Raw genomic sequence first — 15,857 nt, 5'->3', positions numbered from 1 at the left:
CGTGATGACAGCGAGGCAACAGTCGAAACCCCATTGAGCCTTTGAGCAAACGCTCAGAGATCGTAGGTACCCGACAGCAGCACACTGCTACGAGTACGCACCGGCACGAACGATTCGCTGAAATCGGCGGGGTACAGTCGCCGCCCGAAAAGGTTTTTGACGCCAAGCGTCACGCGCCAGCGATCCGTGCGATAGGACACATTGGCGCCCACCTCCGCCTGTCCGGGGATGTGGTAGTAAGTGGAGTAATCCAGGCTCTGGCCCAGCGACTTGCTGCGCGCCAATACTCCCGCCGCCACGCCCCAGCCACGCAGGGCATCGCCCTGAAACCAATAGCTGGCCCACAGATTGAAACGCTGACGCGGCGCGCCACTCGCGGCCGTACCGTCGTGGTTGCTGATCAACGCGTTGGTATAGCTGGTGCTGATGTCCAGGCCTGGCGCCACACGGCCGACAAATTCCAGCTCGAAGCCGCGATTGGTCTGGCCCGGACCGAGCGTGGCGAAGTTGGGCGGCTGTGGCGACAGCAGTACATAACTGTGGTCGAGCATGATGCGATAGAACGACACCGTCAGCCGCGCCTGTTGGTTGAACAGGTTGAACTTGGCGCCTGCCTCCAGCTGACGCGACAGCGCGGGCTCCAGAGGCTGCCCGTTCTCCCCCAGATACGACACCGGCTGAAATCCGCTGGCCGTACCGCCGTAGAGCGCGATATCAGGCGTGAGCTTGTACACCAGACCGGCATTGGGCACCCACTTCGTGCGGTGTAGCTCCAGTGGGTTGCCCTCAAAATCGTTGGTCGCCACCTGATAAGCGGAGCGGCGCAACGCCAGCGTCATGTCCCAGCGGTCGCCCAGCGCAAGCTGGTCCTGCAGAAACAAACCGTAGTCGACTGACCATGGCGTACCTGACAACGGCTGATTGTCCCCAGCCTGCACTACCGCCGACACCGGCGGCAGTGGCGGACTGGAGAGGATGTTGTAGGTGCCCTGGTCGTACGGATGCAGCAGATCGTCGGTGTGTCCGATTCGCGAGCGCGAGTAATCCAGGCCCAGCGTCAGCGTATGCGTCACCGGGCCGGTGCCAAACACACGGATGAAATCGTTCTGCAGCGAGTAGTAGGCATCGTTGTAGCGATAGGCCTCCGCCCAGGCGGACACATCGCCATTGATGGCCGGGTCATACAGCCCCCAGCTTTGCTGGTCGTTGCGCTGCTGCACGTACTGTCCGCGGCTGCGCCACGTCCAGGCGTGACCGAGCTGCTGGTCGAGCAGGTAATAGAGGCGGTTGGTCTGGTAGCTGGCGTAATCGCTCGGGTTACCCGGCAACACGCTGAAAGGCGTCGCCGTGGAGAGACTGTCTCCCAACAGCACCTGATGATCGGGAACGGGCAGTCGATTGAGAATGCGCTGCACACCAACGATCAACTGCGTGCTGCTTCCGCGCCAGCCGATCGACGGCGCGAAGTACGCGCTGCGCCGGTGCCGGTAGCCTTGCGGCGAGCGATCGGCATACTCGCCCGACACCACCATTCGATAGGTCAGGCCGGGCGTTTTACCCAACGGCCCTGCCAGATCCACACCAAGCTGCGTCTCGCCCAGTTCGCCGAATGTGTAATTCAGCTGGCGCACCGGCTCGCTTTGCGGCTGCTTGAGGGTCACGTTCACCAGGCCACCGAAGTTGTTGCCGCTGGTGTCGCCAAGAATCGACTGGGGCCCTTTGAAGACCTCGACCTGCTGCAAGCCAACCAGCGGCGGAAAATCGCCGGACCCGGCAATGCCGCTCGGCATGCCATCGATAAGGCCGCTGCCCGTGTAAAAGCCGCGGACCTGGAACGCCGGCAGGCCTTCCGAGCCATCGACGTATTGCACGCCCGCCACATTGCGCACCGCATCGGCCACAGTGAGCACCTGCTGCGAATCCATCAGATCGCGGGTGACCACGCTCACCGATTGCGGCACGTCGATCAAGTCCACGTCGTTGCGCAAAGCCGTGCTGGACAGCGTCGCCATGAAGCCGGCGTTGCGCTCGACGATCGCATTGGCCACCACCGGCGTCAGCAGCTTGGCGTCCGCGCGGCTGTTCGCCGCGTTGCTCTTGTCCTGCGCCGTCCTGGCACGCGGCATCACCACCACGGTGCCGGGGTCGGAAAACTCGTAGTCGAGCTCCGTACCTTGCAGCAGCGCGGTCAACGCTTCCGCGGTCGACAGGTGGCCGGTGGCGCCGGGCGAGCGATAGCGCGCAATGGTGCTGCCTGAGGTGAGCACCTGCACGTTGGCCTGTTTGCCGAAGGCGATTAACGCCGTCGCCAGCGGTTGTGCGGGGATGGCGAAATCGAAGTACGCCGCTTCCGCTGTCGCGCGCGCGCCAGCGATGCCGGTGCCTGGCACTGCCAGGCTCGCCGTCATCGCCAGACTGCTCACAAGCAGCAGTTTTGCGCGCACCGTCATGGTCTTCGCTTCTCGTCAAGCGAAAACCGCCAGTGTGACACGCGTGATGGGCGTTGTGTCGTCCTTTTGAGGGCGTTCTGCCGGCGAAGCCTTACGGTACGCTGTCGCCGCACTAAGCTCAGTGATTGACCGGCGCGTGGTGAGCGCTGGAGAGCACGGTCTGCCCACCCACCTCGCTCACCTGCAACGGCAACACCTGCGGTAGCGCCTGCAGCCAGTCGTCGATGGCGTCGGTCTTGACCGTGCCGGTAAAGGTCAACGATTGCAGGTCAGTATCGGCAATGCGCAGCGAATGGCTGCGATAGCGGTTGATGTTGGCCACCACCACCGACAGCGGCTCGTTGTCGAACTCCAGCCGCGCGTCGCGCCACGCGGCGGCACGGGCCGGGTCGGTGGACGATACGCTCATGGCGGCATGGGCCGGGTCATAGCTCACGGCCTGACCTGCAACGGCCTCAAGGCTGTCGTGAACGCCCGCACCATCGGCGATGCGCACGCGGCCCTCGGCCACGGCAATGGTGACGCGATCGCCCGTGCGGCGCACATCGAAGGCCGTGCCGATATCCTCAATGGTCAGCTTGCCCGCATGCACCACGAACGGACGCCCGGCGTTGTGCTTCACCTCGAAATAGGCCTCGCCTTCCGCCAGCTCCACCTGACGCTGGTTCCGGCTGTAGCGCGTGGTGAGGCGGGTCGCGCCGCCGAGCGACACGCGCGAACCGTCGTCCAGCGTGATGTCGCGCTGGGCCGCCACCGAACTGGTGTAGAGCTGCGTCGTCGCGCGGTTTCCGCTCAGGGTCCAGCTCAGGTAGCCAGCGGCCACCAGCAGTACGGCTGCCGCGGCAGCGCTCATAGGTATCCAGCGGCGCGACGGTACGTGCGCGGGAGCGAATTCGGCCATCAGGCGAGCGCGCGTCACCTCGCCCAGCGCGCCAAGGCGCGCGGCCAATTCGGTGACGCGTTCGAAGGCCACCAGGTGACTGGCATCCTCGTCGGTCCAGTCCAGCCACTGCTCCGTCGTCCGTTCGGTCGCAGCGGGATCGCGCAGACGCACCCACCAATCGGCGGCGGCGCGCAAAGTTTGTTCGTTCAGGGTATTCGCCATCATGGCATCTCCGGTTCGTCCACCCGCGCCCGACAGTGCGTCAGGGCGTTGGCAACGTGATAGCGCACCATGCGCTCGCTGATCTTCATGTTCTTTGCGATGGCGCCGATGTCGGTGCCGTCGATAACGTGCATGACAAAAGCGCGGCCGGTCTTCGCAGGCAGTTCGCGCAGGGCCTGGTGCAGCGCGTTCAACTGGTTAGTGGCGGCGACGTGTCGTTCGGGAATGGGCGCCAGATGGAAGTCGTCATCCGGCGGATCGATCGGGTGATCCTCGCGCACCTGACGCATGCGCAGACGATCCACCGCAAGGTTCGAGGCGACGCGATACAGATAGGCGCGCAGTGACGCTACTTGCTCGGGCCGCTCCATCATCACCAAGCGCACGTAGGCCTCCTGCGCCACTTCCTGCGCATCGGACAAGGAGTTAAGCCGGCACTGCAGGAACGCGACCAGCGCACGATTGTGCTCGCGGAACAGGTCCGCGATGCGCAGCGCGTGGGCTGGATCGAGGTTCATGCCCGGGTTACCGGGAGCATCGAGTGGCACGTTCACTATGCTTCTCTGGTAACGACTTCCTGGAGCGGAGAGCACGATTCTAACGCCGCTTCGGCCTCGGCCATGTCTCGCCACCAGGCCACCGGACGCAGTGCCCTGCCAAGCAGCCGCACCGCTTCCCAGCGCAGATCAGCGCGACGGCGGAACGCGGCGCGATGCTTGCTCTCGACCTCTGCTTCGGTGCGGTGATGCAAGGTCGCCGGCAACTGGAACCAGCCGCCATCGATGGCAACACCGCCCTGCTCCTGCCAGTACGCATCGTAATCGGCATGAAAACGATCGCGCCCGCGCAGTGGATGCGCGTCTTTACCCACGGCAAGGATGCGTCCGATGCCGCACTGCCCGGCAAACGCATAGGCCAGCACCATCAGCAGCTGCTTGGGCCGCATGCCGTGCAGGTTGCGGGTCAGCGCGCGCACCTGCTCGCGGGCATCGGCGCCGTCCGGACCCTGGATGCAGCCGATAACGAGCGTGTGATCGTCGATGATGGTCATCACCAGGCGATACAACGGCCGATGATCCGCATCACTCAACTCGATGCTCAGCTCGCCTTCGCACCCCATATGGATGGGCGGACGCAAATGCACGTGCAAGGCGCTGCCATCCTTCAGGGCCAGCTCACCCAGCGTGGCGCGTCCACGCACGTAGACGTACTCAAACAATTCGGCCGGCCATCGCTCCAGCAGCAGGCGATAGTGCTCATGCACGCAGCGCAGCCGCGTTTCACGATGCCAGAAGCGATTGATGAAGCGGTGGAGATGCCGCTCGTGCAGCCGTGGATCGCACTGCACGCAAGCCCGCATCAACGGGTGGTCGTTGAGAAACGACAGGAAACGCTGGTGCTGCAGCGGCACGCAGGCCGCCCGCACCAGATACTTCGCCGCCATCAGCGCACGTTGGCCGGGGTGGCCTACCCAATCATGACGATCGCGCAGCGACCGCCACCACAGCCAGGTATGTGGGGTGCCATCCGTGGCAGCTCTCTCCGATTGTCCAGTCATCCGCGGGCGCTCCGGCCTCGCCAGTCGTAGTTCGCGCTCCAGGGAGCGTTGTGCCGCGTAGGCACAGCCGCTAGCAGCGAACACCAGGTCGGCGTCCAGAGGTTCCTCCCCTAGCTGAAGATTCCTTTCGTTCAAGGCTCGCGCGACCCGCGTAATGGCTGTGACATGAGCTAAGACGTTTGGGAGCGCAAAAGTGGAAATGGCGGAAGGAAAAGAATTTTCAGCGGGGTGACGGGCACCCCAGTCAAAGAGAGAACCCGGCAAACGGGGCGGGCTTTCTCGTATTGCGATACCTGGACGGCAGCCGGGCCGTGTGAAAGACCAACGCTCCCCTTTGTAACGTACCTTCACAACAGCTGCCGGCATGATCCAGAAAGAAAAAGGGGAATGAGTGTGCATTTCGGGCCTACGCGCCAGCACCCTGCCCTCTTTTCCTCTTCACCGTCGTTGGACTCGCGAGCGGCAATACGGCACCTTCTGGCAGGCACCGAACTCCCGCAGTACTCACGAGGCAAGGTTGGTTACGGATGAACAACATCGAGGGCTATTGCATCGGTGACTGGCGGGTGACGCCTGCCAAGGGCCAGATGTCGCGAGACGATGAAGTCGTGCGGGTGGACGCGCGCATGATGCGGCTGCTGATCTGTCTCGCCGAGCGTGCGGGGCAGGTGGTGAGTATCGATGAGCTGTTATCCGAGGCGTGGGCGGGGATCATCGTGACTCCCGACTCGGTGTATCAGGCAGTTGCCACATTGCGCCGGCTGCTGGGCGACGATCCGAAGCGGCCCATGTACATCGCCACGGTTCCGCGCCTCGGCTATCGGCTGATCGCGCCTGTCGAAGCGCTGGGCGACAGCCATCCGATGACGGCGCCAGCGGAGCCTGTTGTGTACGGGCCTGCACTTGAGAGCACCCGCCCGTCAAAGCGTCGCCTGCTCATCGTGGCGGCAGTCGTACTTGCCATCACCGGCCTGGCCGGTTGGGTGCTGACGCGCCAGACGCCACCGGCCCGGACGACCGCGGCCGCCAGCACGAAGCCCCACGTCCGGTCCGTTGCGGTGCTGCCTTTTCTTGATCTCACCGACGACATGAAGGAAGAGCCGTTCGCAGACGGTATGACCGAGGAGCTCATCGACAAGCTCAGCCAGGTGCCGGGCTTGCGCGTACCGGCACCGACCGCTTCGTTCTATTACAAAGACAAGCAATTCACCGTTGCCGATGTGGCGCACGCACTGGGTGTGGCTTATGTGCTCGATGGCAGCGTGCGCAAGTCAGGCACCACCTTGCGTGTTGCGGCGCGACTGGTGCGTGCTGACGATGGCTTTGTCGTCTGGTCGGAAACATACGACCGCAGCTGGGACGACAAGCTGATGATTCAGGACGACATCGCCAACGAGGTTACCAAGGCCATGAAGTCTTCTATCGATTGAGAGGCTGCGACGCTTTCGGATCGCGCAATGGTTTGATCATCCCTAAGGAAAGTCTGAGCAACCACCGTCATCCCCGCGAAGGCGGGAATGACGAGCAAAATCAGAACATCTCTAAGTTTTCACTACGCGCTGGCTACGGCTGCTTGCCGGAAAACCAACATTGCGGACATCCAAAAGAAAACCCCGCACAAGGCGGGGTTTTCTCGTAGTGCGATGCCTGAAAGGCGTGGACTTAGAAGTCCATGCCACCCATGCCGCCCATGCCGCCCGGCGCACCGTGCGAGTGGCCTTCGTCCTTCTTCGGCACTTCGGTCACGGCCGCTTCGGTCGTGATGATCGAGCCAGCGACGGAGGCCGCAAACTGCAGGGCCGAACGGGTCACCTTGGTCGGATCCAGGATGCCGAAGGCAATCATGTCGCCGAACTCGCCGGTAGCAGCGTTGTAGCCGAAGTTGCCCTTGCCTTCCTTCACGGCGTTCAGGACGACGGACGGCTCGTCACCAGCGTTGGCAACGATGGCGCGCAGCGGGGCTTCCAGAGCGCGACGGGTGATGGCGATGCCCAGGTCCTGGTCAGCGTTGGCACCCTTCAGGCCGTCGACGGCCTTGAGCGAACGGATCAGGGCGACGCCGCCGCCCGGCACCACGCCTTCTTCCACTGCAGCGCGGGTGGCGTGCAGGGCGTCTTCGACGCGGGCCTTCTTTTCCTTCATCTCAACTTCGGTCGCAGCGCCAACCTTGATGACGGCCACGCCGCCAGCCAGCTTGGCCACGCGCTCCTGCAGCTTCTCGCGGTCGTAGTCCGAAGAGGTCTCTTCGATCTGCGCCTTGATCTGGCCGATGCGCGACTGGATGCGGTCGGCTTCGCCGGCGCCGTCGATGATGGTGGTGTTTTCCTTGGTGATCACCACGCGCTTGGCGCGGCCCAGGTCGGTGATGGTGGCCTTGTCGAGGGCCAGGCCCACTTCCTCGGAGATCACCACGCCGTTGGTCAGGATGGCGATGTCTTCCAGGATGGCCTTGCGACGGTCACCGAAGCCCGGCGCCTTCACGGCGGCGACCTTGACGATGCCGCGGATGGTGTTGACCACGAGGGTGGCCAGCGCTTCGCCTTCCACTTCCTCGGCGACGATCAGCAGCGGCTTGCCAGCCTTGGCGACGGCCTCGAGGACCGGCAGCAGCTCGCGCACGTTGGAGATCTTCTTGTCGTGGATGAGGATGAACGGGTCGTCCAGTTCAACCTGCTGCGACTGCTGGTTGTTGATGAAGTACGGCGACAGGTAGCCGCGATCGAACTGCATGCCTTCGACGACGTCGAGTTCGTTCTCGAGGCCCGAGCCTTCTTCGACCGTGATCACGCCTTCCTTGCCGACCTTCTTCATCGCGGTGGCGATGATTTCGCCAATGGCGGAGTCGGAGTTGGCGGAGATGGTGCCGACCTGGGCAATGGCCTTGTCGTCAGCGGTCGGGTTGGAGAGCTTCTTCAGCTCGGCCACGGCGGCGTGGACGGCCTGGTCGATACCACGCTTGAGGTCCATCGGGTTCATGCCGGCGGCAACGGCCTTGAGGCCTTCCTGGATGAACGCCTGGGCCAGCACGGTGGCGGTGGTGGTGCCGTCGCCGGCCACGTCGGAGGTCTTGGAAGCGGCTTCCTTGACGATCTGCGCGCCGATGTTCTCGTACTTGTCGGCCAGTTCGATTTCCTTGGCGACGGAGACGCCGTCCTTGGTGACGGTCGGGGCGCCGAAGCTCTTCTCGAGCACGACGTTGCGGCCCTTCGGACCCAGGGTGACCTTCACGGCATTGGCCAGGGTGTTCACACCCTTGAGCATGCGGGCGCGAACGTCTTCGCCGAAGCGGACTTCTTTAGCTGCCATCTTTGAATTCCTTAAATTTGAGTCGGTTGAATGGGAAGAGATGCGGGAGAGGCGCTTAGCCTTCGATCACCGCAACGATGTCGTCTTCCTTCAGGAAGACCAGCTCTTCGCCGTCGATCTTGATTTCCTGGCCGGCGTACTTGCCGAACAGCACGGTGTCGCCTTCCTTCACGGACATCGGGCGGACCTTGCCGTCTTCCAGAATGCGGCCGGTACCGGCAGCGATGACCTTGCCGCGGGTCGGCTTTTCGGTGGCGCTGTCGGGGATGACGATGCCGCCAGCGGAGACGCGCTCTTCTTCGAGGCGCTTGACGATGACGCGATCGTGCAGCGGACGCAGTTTGCTCATGGGTGGGCTCCAGCTTCAGTTGGATGGTTGAACAAGAAAATGGGACCTCGGAGCGGCGCCTGGGTTGGCGCTTTGTTAGCACTCCCCGAAGGTGAGTGCTAATTCTAACGACGCAAAGCCCCCCTGCAACAGGTGCCCGTCCGATGGCTGTCGTCTGGAATGGGGGGATGGCGCCGGGCTTTCAAGAGCCCGCCGGGTAGAAAATTGGGTGGTTATCACTCAGAAAGGCCCCAAAAGGCACCGTCATCCCACCGAAAACTGGGGTGACGAGCTGGTCGAAGACCCTATCGACAGGCGCAACGGGAGCGACGACGATGCCGGCCTGAACCATCATCCAGGCCATGCACGCCCGTGAGCGACGAGCTGACGCTACGCAAAGACCTAGTGGCCCAGGGCGTCCGATTGGCCGCCTCCGGGCTGAACCAGGGCACCTCGGGCAACCTAAGTGCCCGTTGCGGCAATGGTTTTCTGATCACGCCCAGCGGCACCCCCTACGAAGAGATCACCCCGGAAGCCATCGTCCTGGTGGATGCCGAGGGCCAATGGGCGCCAGGACGGCGCCCGTCCAGTGAGTGGCGGTTCCATCGCGATATCTACGTGGCCCGGTCCGACGTACAGGCCATCGTCCACGTCCACCCGCCCCATGCCACCGCGCTGGCGATGTGCCGCATGGCGATTCCCGCCGCGCACTACATGATCGCCGTGGGCGGCGGAGACTCGATCCGCTGCGCGGCGTACCACACCTATGGCACCCAGGCCCTGTCCGACGCGGTCGTACAGGCGCTGGAGGGCCGGCTGGCCTGCCTGATGGCCAACCACGGCATGATCGCCACCGGCACCACCCTGGCGCAGGCCATGTGGCGCGCCATCGAGGTGGAAACCCTGGCCAGGCAGTACGCCCTGGCCTTGCAGGTCGGCAAGCCGGTGCTGCTCACCGACGGCGAGGTCACACAGGTGCTGGAAAAATTCGCCCACTACGGCCTGATGTCGACCAAGCCCTGATGTCCGATCCCGTCCTGCTCTGCTATTGCACCTGCCCCGACGTCGCCAGCGCGCAGAAGCTGGCCGAGGCGTTGGTTGGCGAGCACCTGGCCGCCTGCGTGAACCGCATTCCCGCGGTGGCGTCCACCTATCGCTGGAAAGGCGAGGTGGTGACCGACAGCGAGGAGCTGTTGCTGATCAAGACGACGGCCGCGCGCTTCCCTGCGCTGAAGGAGCGGCTGGTCGCCCTGCATCCCTACGAGCTGCCGGAGCTGATCGCCGTATCGGTGACGGACGGTCATCACCCGTATCTGGACTGGGTGCGCGACCCGGGTTGATCCCTGCTCGGCACGATTGACTAGACAATCCACCCCGACTGTCGGTGCCCGCGTCACGGGCGCGCCATCGCCGTTCGTCAGCATGCCTCTCCATCACGGGAGGCGATATGACGTTCGAACTGGCGGTTTTCGATATGGCGGGCACCACGGTGCACGATCCGGACCTGGTCGCGCTGGCGCTGCGCGAGGCGCTGGCGCAGGCCGGCTGCCACGCAGACGTGCCCGAACTGCGCGCCCTGATGGGCTACACCAAGCCCGCCGCCATCCGCACCGTGCTGGCCGCGCACGACCTGCCGGCGGACGATGCGCTGGTGGCGCGCGTGCACGAGGACTTCGTGCAACGCATGCTCGACTGCTACCGCACCCACGAAGCGGTGCGCCCGATGGCGGGCGCCGAGGACACCTTCGTCTGGCTGCGCCAGCGCGGCATCAAGGTGGCGCTCAACACGGCGTTCTCGCAGGACATCGCCGAATGTCTGATCGAACGCTTCGGCTGGCGCGAACGCGGCCTGATCGATGCGGCGACCTCGGCGGACCAAGTCGCTCACGGACGCCCCGCGCCCGACATGATCCGCGCACTGATGGCCGAGTGCGGCGTCACCGATGCCGCGCGGGTCTTCAAGGTTGGCGATACCGAGGTGGACATTCGCGAAGGCCGCGCCGCAGCTTGCGAGCTGGTGGTGGCCGTCACCACGGGCGCCTACAGTCGCGCCGAGCTGCTCACGCATAAGCCCGACGCGGTGCTGGACGGTCTGCACGAACTGCCGGCGCTGCTAGTCCGCTACGACCAGTCCCTCGTGGCGTAACGCTAGCCATGAGACTTTCTTTGTTTTCCCCCGGGCAGCCTTCCCGCTGGTCCTCCAACATGTTGCCGCTGGTCGCAGGCGTCGCCGCGTTCTGCGTGTATTCGTGCATGTATGCCTTCCGCAAGCCGTTCAGCGCGGCAAGTTTCGACGGCATGAGCTGGCTGGGCGTCGATTACAAGATCTGGCTGGTGATCGCCCAGGTGCTGGGCTATGCGGTAAGCAAGCTTTGGGCGATCCGGCTGGTGCCGGAACTTCACCCGTCGAACCGGGGCAAAGCCATCCTCGTGCTGATCGCCGTGTCATGGCTGGCCTTGCTGGGCTTCGCGCTGGCGCCGCCGGTGCCGGGCATTGTGTTTCTGTTCTTCAATGGCCTGCCGTTGGGCATGGTGTGGGGTCTGGTGTTCGGCTTCATCGAAGGCCGGCAGGCCACCGAGCTGATGGGCGCCATCCTGGGCTCCAGCTTTATCTTCGCCTCGGGCCTGGTCAAAGGTGTCGGCAAGGCGATGCTCTTGGCCGGCGTCAGCGATCACTGGATGCCGTTTCTCACCGGCCTGGTGTTCGTACCGCCCCTGCTGCTGTCGCTACGCACGCTTGAGCGCCTGCCGCCGCCCACCGCCGAGGACATCGCCGCCCGCGCGCCACGTGGCCGCATGGACCGGGATGCACGCCGCTCGTTCCTGCGCCGGTTCCTGCCCGGCCTGTTGCTGATCGTGCCGCTGTACGTGCTGCTCACCGTGCTGCGCGATTTTCGCGAGAACTTCGACACCGAGATCTTCCGCGACCTCGGCTTCGGCCGAAGCGCATTGGTGTTCGGCGAGGTGGACACGCCCATCGGCATCGGCGTTCTGATGCTCACGGCATCGCTGTCGCTGGTGCGCGACAACATGCGCGCCTTCATGCTCAACCACGTGCTGGTCGCCGGTGGCCTGTGCTGCGCCGGACTGAGCACACTGCTGTTCGCGCATCACCAGTTGCCACCGTTGACGTGGATGACCCTGGTCGGATTCGGGCTCTATCTCGGCTACATCCCGCTCAACGGCATGTTCTTCGAGCGTCTGATGGCGACGTTCCGCGTTGCCGGCACCGTGTCGTTCGTGATGTATCTGGCTGACGCCTCCGGCTACCTGGGCAGCGTGGCGGTTCTGCTGGTCAGGCAGTTCCTCGCTCTGCAGCTTAACTGGACGCAGTTCTTCGAACGTGCCGTGGTCACAAGCAGTCTGCTTGGCCTCGTGCTGGTCGCCCTGTCGGCACGCTGGTTCTGGTGGCACGGCCGCCAGAGCGGCCTCACAGCAACCGCCTCCCCCTTGTCACCCCTGAAGATGGAAAGCAGCCGTTTATGAGCAAGTCGCAAACACGCACCGCGATCGTGGTCGGTGCAGGCATCGTCGGGCTGGCCATGGCCCGCGCGCTGGCGGAGGCCGGTTACAAAGTCACGGTGTTCGATCGCCATGAGCGCGCCGTGGGCGCGTCGGTGCGCAACTTCGGCACGATCTGGCCGATTGGCGTGCCCAACGGTCCGCTGTATGCGCGCGCGCTGCGTTCGCGCGAAGTGTGGCGCGAGTTCTGCGACGCCACCGGCACCTGGTCCGCACCGAGCGGCAGCCTGATCGCCGCGTATCACGACGACGAATGGGCGGTGATGAACGAATACGCGGCAATGAACGAGGGCATCCGCCCCTGCCGCACGCTCGATCCTGCGCAGGTGCGCCAGCATGCGCCCGGCGTCGTATCCAACGGTTTGCGCGGCGCCTTGCTGAGCACCGATGAACTCGTGGTGGATCCACGCGAGGCCATCCGCAATCTGCCTGCGTGGCTGACCGAACGCTATGGCGTGGAATTCCACTGGCGTCAGGCCGTGACACGCATCGAACATCCGTGGGTGTGGAGCGGCCGCCGCCGCTATGGCGCCGATCTTATTTACGTAGCCAGCGGTACCGACTTCGAAACGCTTTATCCCGAACTGTTCGAACGCCTGGCGATCACCAAGTGCAAGCTGCAGATGCTACGGCTGGAAGCGCAGCCCACGCCGTTCCAACTGGGTCCCGTGGTGTGCGGTGGCCTGACCATGGCCCACTACAGCGGTTTCCATGCCACGCCGAGCATCGGACGTCTGCGTGAGCGCCTCTCCGAACAGTACGCGGACCTGATCGCACTGGGCATCCACGTGATGGCAGCGCAGAACGGGCTGGGCGAAATTACCATCGGCGACTCGCACGAATACGGTCACACGCACGAGCCCTTCAACGAGAGTTCGATCAACCGAAAGATCGTCGACTACCTGCGCAGCGTGCTCGATCTGCCGAGCTGGAACGTCAAGCAGAGTTGGCACGGCATCTACGCCAAGCTCACTGACGGGCAGCGCAGCGAGTTGGTGATCGAGGCCGAACCGGGCGTCACCATCGTCAACGGTATCGGTGGCGGCGGGCTGGGCATGACGCTGTCGTTTGGTCTGGCGGAGGAAGTGGTGAGTGGTCAGCTGCAGGCTGAGACCGTGGAGCCCGTGGTCGCCAGAGCGCACTGAGCGTTTTCAAATTCTCCCCATAGCCTCGTCATTGCGTCTACGTCATCCCAGCGAAAGCTGGGATCCAGTGTCTTTCGATCTTGCCGCACGTATCAAAGGCACTGGATCCCAGCTTTCGCTGGGATGACGGTTGGTTAGCGTGTGGGTACTCGAACGGCAAATTCCCCGAACTTCAACGTTCAGCAGTGGACAACACCAACTGCACGCGCTCCGCCGCAAAACAAGTCAGCCCGTACTGCACGGGCTGATTCTGTCCGTCCACGTTAAGCGATTCGACCTCAAGCACCGGCAGGTCTGGCGACTGCTCCAGCACGCTCCCGGTGGCGGTGCCTGCGAGGCGCGCCGTCACGCGGGTATAGCTGCGGAAGTAATCGGCAACACCGAACTCCGCCAGCGTGCGACTCACCGATCCCGTGCGCTGAAACACCTCGCCGAGCCGGGGAAAACGCGCCATGGGAAACCATGCCTGGCTGTGGTCAAGCACGCGTCCCTCGGCAAAGGCCGATGATTCGATCCACCACGCCCGTTCGCCGCGCGCCAGCGCGAGCGATTCGGCAACGCGTTGTGGCGGCATCACCAGCGCCGTGCCCAATACCTTGTTGCCGGAACTGACGTTGAGGTTATTCATGTTGCGGCTGAAGCTGGTGCGCCGGCCGATGGCGTAGTCGTAGCACTCCTCTCGCACACGCAGGCCGCGGCCCGGGTCAGCGTGGATAGCCCCGCGCTCCTCCAGCGCGTCGAGTGCGCGGCGCACGGTATGCCGATTCACGCGCAGCTGCCGCGCCAGTTCCAGCGCGGAAGGCAGCCTGGCGCCGCCACGGAGCTGACCGCTGCGGATCTGCTGCAGCACTTGCTGCTCGATCTGCCGCCATACCGGCACATCGCACGAACGATCCGGCGGCTGAAAGTCGATTGCCATCATTCCTGCATGTTCCTGGCCCAGAGTGGCAGGCTGTGGTTGGAATCGGTAGCGAGTATGGGCAGGCCAGTTTTCGCGGGGATGACATCGGCGCAAGGCGATTCATGGCGCGTTGCTAATGCGCGACTGGTACTGCATGACCAGGTGATCGCGGGCGGCGCTGAGATCTGCGCGGGCCGCATCGAGCGCATCTGGACGGGCGACGCGCTGCCAGCGGACGCCATCGACTTCAACGGCGATTTTCTGCTGCCCGGCCTGATCGAGCTGCATACCGACAACCTCGAGAAACATCTGTTGCCGCGCGCCGGTGCGCCATGGCCCGCGCTGCCGGCCATGCTTGCGCATGATGCCCAGCTGCTGGCTGCAGGCATCACGACCGTGTTGGACGCGATGGCGCTGGGCGATCTGGAGGAAGACGGCGGGCGCACCGACACCTTGCGCAATGCGCTGGCTGCGCTGGACGAAGCGCGCGATCACGGCCTGCTGCGCTGCGAGCATTACCTGCACCTGCGCTGCGAACTGAGTTGGCCAGGGCTGCTGGCGCTGGCCGAACCGTTGATGATTCGCAAGGACCTGCGCTTGCTGTCACTGATGGATCACACGCCAGGCCAACGCCAGTATCACGACGTTCGCCAGTACCGCACGTACTACGGCCGCAGCGGCATCCTGTGGAGTGACGAGGAGTTCTCCGCGCTATTGGAGGAGCGGCGCGCACAGCAGAGCCAGCATCGCGACGGACAGTTGGCCGGCGTCATGCGCCTGGCGCACCGTCATGGTCTGCTGGTCGCCAGTCACGACGACAGCAATGCCGCTCACGTGAATGAAGCCGTCGCTGTCGGCGCACGCATCAGCGAGTTCCCCACCACATTGGCCGCCGCGCGGGCCGCCAGAGACCATGGCCTGCACATCGTGGCCGGCGCCAGCAACCTGGTGCGCGGCGGCTCGCACGCCGGCAACGTTGCGGCCATCGCGCTGGCGCGCGCTGGCTGCCTGGACATTCTTTCCTCCGATTACATGCCGACCAGTCTGCTGCAGGGCGCGTTCATCCTGCATGAGCAGGCGGGATGGTCGTTGCCAGATGCGATGGCCACGGTCTCCGCCACACCCGCTGCGGTGCTCGGTTTCGACGACCGGGGCCGCCTTGGCGATGGGCTGCGTGCTGATCTGCTGCGCGTACGCATGCATCGTTCCCAGCCGGTGGTTTGTTCCGCGTGGGTTGCGGGCATGCAGCGACTCTAAAAGCCCTTGCAACATCTCGATACGGCCTTGTCATGACATCACCGTCATCCCCGCGAAAGCGGGAAGCGCTTCACAACAGCCGAAGGCTGGTCACCCAGTGCCTTTTAAGTGCTACGGAAGGCCGAAAGTCGCTGGATCCCCGCTTTCGCGGGGATGACGGTGAGGGGAATTAAGCGCTCAAGAGGGATTGAGCGGGCTTCAAGCCGGCATCGACATAGCGCAAGTTCCAGCACGCATAGACAGGTATAGACAACACGCAAAAGTTGCCTAGTCCGAGTCATTCGC

14 protein-coding genes are annotated in these 15,857 nt (G+C 64.1%); 7 read left to right on the top strand and 7 right to left on the bottom strand.

Annotated elements, in window-relative coordinates; genetic code table 11:
* Positions 1–53: 53 nt before the first annotated feature.
* The 4 genes from OQE56_RS13940 to OQE56_RS13925 form a co-directional block, all read right to left on the bottom strand.
* On the bottom strand, positions 54–2,450 hold the full coding sequence (locus OQE56_RS13940) for a TonB-dependent siderophore receptor (protein ID WP_267225209.1): 2,397 nt from the start codon (positions 2,448–2,450) through the stop codon (positions 54–56).
* A 118-nt stretch (positions 2,451–2,568) separates the two neighbouring features.
* Positions 2,569–3,558, bottom strand: coding sequence for a FecR family protein (locus OQE56_RS13935; protein WP_267225208.1), 990 nt, complete (start codon positions 3,556–3,558; stop codon positions 2,569–2,571).
* Positions 3,555–4,073 carry an RNA polymerase sigma factor gene (locus tag OQE56_RS13930; RefSeq protein WP_425601631.1) on the bottom strand — a complete coding sequence of 173 codons (519 nt, stop codon included), beginning with the start codon at positions 4,071–4,073 and terminating at the stop codon, positions 3,555–3,557. Before OQE56_RS13930 ends, OQE56_RS13935 begins: the two co-directional genes overlap by 4 nt.
* Before the next feature lie 35 nt (positions 4,074–4,108).
* On the bottom strand, positions 4,109–5,113 hold the full coding sequence (locus tag OQE56_RS13925) for a VirK/YbjX family protein (RefSeq protein ID WP_267225206.1): 1,005 nt from the start codon (positions 5,111–5,113) through the stop codon (positions 4,109–4,111).
* 527 nt (positions 5,114–5,640) lie between these two features.
* Between OQE56_RS13925 and OQE56_RS13920 the strand changes: the two genes are divergently transcribed.
* Positions 5,641–6,543, top strand: a complete 903-nt coding sequence (locus OQE56_RS13920; RefSeq protein WP_267225205.1) for a winged helix-turn-helix domain-containing protein — start codon at positions 5,641–5,643, stop codon at positions 6,541–6,543.
* Between the two features lie 232 nt (positions 6,544–6,775).
* On the opposite strand, the gene groL is transcribed toward OQE56_RS13920, so the two are convergent.
* Together groL and groES are read right to left on the bottom strand one after the other, a co-directional pair.
* Complete coding sequence (gene groL / locus OQE56_RS13915) at positions 6,776–8,419, bottom strand: chaperonin GroEL (RefSeq protein WP_267225204.1); 1,644 nt, start codon at positions 8,417–8,419, stop codon at positions 6,776–6,778.
* Positions 8,420–8,474: 55 nt separating this feature from the next.
* Complete coding sequence (gene groES, locus OQE56_RS13910; protein ID WP_019464457.1) at positions 8,475–8,768, bottom strand: co-chaperone GroES; 294 nt, start codon at positions 8,766–8,768, stop codon at positions 8,475–8,477.
* 351 nt (positions 8,769–9,119) lie between these two features.
* Between groES and OQE56_RS13905 the strand changes: the two genes are divergently transcribed.
* The 5 genes from OQE56_RS13905 (at position 9,120) to OQE56_RS13885 (ending at position 13,414) form a co-directional block, all read left to right on the top strand.
* On the top strand, positions 9,120–9,770 hold the full coding sequence (locus OQE56_RS13905) for a class II aldolase/adducin family protein (protein ID WP_267225200.1): 651 nt from the start codon (positions 9,120–9,122) through the stop codon (positions 9,768–9,770).
* A complete protein-coding gene (gene cutA, locus OQE56_RS13900) occupies positions 9,770–10,087 on the top strand; it encodes a divalent-cation tolerance protein CutA (protein ID WP_267225198.1) in 318 nt (105 codons plus the stop codon). Before OQE56_RS13905 ends, cutA begins: the two co-directional genes overlap by 1 nt.
* A 107-nt stretch (positions 10,088–10,194) precedes the next feature.
* On the top strand, positions 10,195–10,893 hold the full coding sequence (locus OQE56_RS13895; RefSeq protein WP_267225196.1) for an HAD family hydrolase: 699 nt from the start codon (positions 10,195–10,197) through the stop codon (positions 10,891–10,893).
* A gap of 59 nt (positions 10,894–10,952) precedes the next feature.
* The gene (locus tag OQE56_RS13890; RefSeq protein WP_267225194.1) at positions 10,953–12,233 is read left to right on the top strand and encodes a DUF5690 family protein; all 1,281 of its coding nucleotides are present in this window, start codon (positions 10,953–10,955) and stop codon (positions 12,231–12,233) included.
* Positions 12,230–13,414, top strand: a complete 1,185-nt coding sequence (locus tag OQE56_RS13885) for a TIGR03364 family FAD-dependent oxidoreductase (protein WP_267225193.1) — start codon at positions 12,230–12,232, stop codon at positions 13,412–13,414. The genes OQE56_RS13890 and OQE56_RS13885 overlap by 4 nt, the downstream gene beginning before the upstream one ends.
* Positions 13,415–13,586: 172 nt before the next feature.
* Here OQE56_RS13885 and phnF read toward each other — a convergent pair whose 3' ends face one another.
* A complete protein-coding gene (phnF, locus tag OQE56_RS13880; protein ID WP_267225192.1) occupies positions 13,587–14,336 on the bottom strand; it encodes a phosphonate metabolism transcriptional regulator PhnF in 750 nt (249 codons plus the stop codon).
* A gap of 54 nt (positions 14,337–14,390) precedes the next feature.
* Between phnF and OQE56_RS13875 the strand changes: the two genes are divergently transcribed.
* On the top strand, positions 14,391–15,572 hold the full coding sequence (locus tag OQE56_RS13875; RefSeq protein WP_267225190.1) for an alpha-D-ribose 1-methylphosphonate 5-triphosphate diphosphatase: 1,182 nt from the start codon (positions 14,391–14,393) through the stop codon (positions 15,570–15,572).
* Positions 15,573–15,857: the final 285 nt, after the last annotated feature.

Source organism: Dyella silvae, assembly GCF_026421305.1.
Classification (GTDB): Bacteria; Pseudomonadota; Gammaproteobacteria; order Xanthomonadales; family Rhodanobacteraceae; genus Dyella; species Dyella silvae.
This window is presented reverse-complemented; position numbering and strand designations above follow the sequence as displayed.